4 protein-coding genes are annotated in these 1,967 nt (G+C 46.3%); 3 read left to right on the plus strand and 1 reads right to left on the minus strand.

The window, feature by feature from the left end; translation table 11 throughout:
• The 3 genes from HK439_RS26260 to HK439_RS26270 all read left to right on the plus strand — a co-directional run.
• Positions 1–105 (plus strand): transposase domain-containing protein (locus HK439_RS26260; protein ID WP_190294388.1); only part of this gene is annotated, 105 nt, incomplete at its 5' end.
• 197 nt (positions 106–302) lie between these two features.
• Entirely contained in the window at positions 303–1,211 is a 909-nt protein-coding gene (locus HK439_RS26265; protein WP_190294443.1) for a hypothetical protein, read from the plus strand.
• Entirely contained in the window at positions 1,201–1,845 is a 645-nt protein-coding gene (locus HK439_RS26270) for a patatin-like phospholipase family protein (protein WP_190294444.1), read from the plus strand. The genes HK439_RS26265 and HK439_RS26270 overlap by 11 nt, the downstream gene beginning before the upstream one ends.
• Positions 1,846–1,863: 18 nt before the next feature.
• Here the strand turns inward: HK439_RS26270 and HK439_RS26275 are convergent.
• Positions 1,864–1,967: transposase domain-containing protein (locus HK439_RS26275; RefSeq protein WP_190294281.1), on the minus strand; the 104-nt coding region annotated here is incomplete at its 5' end.

A 1,967-nucleotide genomic window follows, 5' to 3' on the forward strand; every position in this document is an offset into this window, starting at 1 on the left:
CAGCTTGATCCCCACGCCTGGCTCACACAGACCCTCGAGCGCATCGCCAACGGTTGGCCCAATAGCGACATCGGCGCTCTCATGCCCTGGAACTACAAGAGCTGAACGGCCGCAGCTTCGCGCTTACACTTGTCGCGGCTGTCGGACCTTCAGACCGCGCGCTATTCGATGCGGTGCTGTTTGCTATTGCCAACGAGAATAGGGTAGCTGGACTTGCCTGCGACCTAGGACGAATAGCAGGATTGTGCCATTACCCTTTAAAAGATGTACGTGAACTAATCCACTATATGTCGGACACCGGATTGCTTGAGGGTGAGCCAGACGACGGCAGAGAAGTCTATCGTCTAAAGCATGAAAAGTTAGCTGATCGTATCCTTAAAAGCGATAAGCTTAAAATGAATTCTAAATCAGTCGACGGCATAAGATTTCTTACAGAAAACAGAATCCATTCAGAGCGACTTACTGTTCCGAAGAGTTTCCCCCATTCGATGGATAATCCGCTTGGATCAGTCGGATATTTTTTTGTTTTGCTATTTATTGCGTTCGGAACAGTGCGGCTTGCATCACCAGAACTTATTTATGATCTGGGTAAGCCTCTTTTTAGTTATATCGATACGGTAAGTGTATATTTGACATTTGCAAAAGATATGAACCATGACTATTACCATCAACCCATCTACTATGCCCCACATTTTATTGCAGACGTTGCCTGGGTTTCCTACATCGATAGAGTTAACCGCGCATATATTCAAAATGTTGTAAAGGGCTGGCCTTCTATTCTTGGGAAAATGCTGGCTCCAATTGGTACATTCTTTGGTGTGCTCGCAGCCTTTTCGCCGGAATTGTTTGTTTTTCCTATCGTTATTGTTGGTTTTATGTTCGGTTTGTTACTCGTTTTCATTAGCCTACGCCGCGAATTTGGAGGGCAAGCTAAAGCCGCTGTCCATTTATGGGGGTGGCGATCGATGGCTAATGTAATCACGGTTCTATTTTTTAGTTATGTTGTATCGTCAACAGGCCTTCTTAGCGTCGATGAAAATGCCCCTACCCTGTTATATCTGCAACCAGCGACTAGTGTGTTGTCGGTGCTTTGGGCCGAAGCGCTGGCTCTAATATGGTTTTGGGGGCATATTTATCCGGAACAGAATACGAGGAATGTCTGGTCCGCGGAATTGTCTTTGTATGATAAGGGCCGAATTAATGGTTCCTAGCAACTACACGAAATTAGCAATCAAAGAAATCATTTCGTTACTGTTCAACCGCAGGGATCGTTCTTATGAAACGTCTTCGTCGAGTGACGGAAATCACATTGCCCTGGTTATAGAAGGCGGAGGTATGCGCGGTGTAACCGCAGGCGGGATGGTATCTGCGCTAGAAGATTTTGGTCTCACCTCCTGCTTTGACAGCATCCATGGTTCTTCGGCGGGTGCAGCTACCGGTGCGTATTTCCTTTCAAACCAGGCAAGTTTTGGCACAAGCTTATTTTACGAGGACATAAATAACCGAAACTTCATTAATCCGATAAACGTCCTTTTCGGAAAACCTATTTTGGACACAAGCTTCCTCGTCGATTTTGCAATGGTAAAAAAGAAACCAATCGATTTTAAAAAGCTTCAAGCTTCGAAGGCAAAATTATATATTTCCTGTACCGATATTGATCTTGCTTCCCCCTACATTATTTCCGGTTTTAAGACTTACGATCACTATAGATCCTTACTAAAAGCATCAATGACGCTGCCTTTTATTGCCGGGAGCGCTGCAAAAGTTGATGGACGTAGGCTACTTGATGGCGGGTTACTGCAGCAAATAGCGATTGATTCTGCTATTCAAGCAGGAGCAACGTAAGCGCGAAGCTGCGGCCGTTCAGCTCTTGTAGTTCCAGGGCATGAGAGCGCCGATGTCGCTATTGGGCCAACCGTTGGCGATGCGCTCGAGGGTCTGTGTGAGCCAGGCGTGGGGATCAAGCT

It is taken from the genome of Roseibium aggregatum (genome assembly GCF_014692675.1).
GTDB lineage: Bacteria > Pseudomonadota > Alphaproteobacteria > Rhizobiales > Stappiaceae > Roseibium > Roseibium aggregatum_C.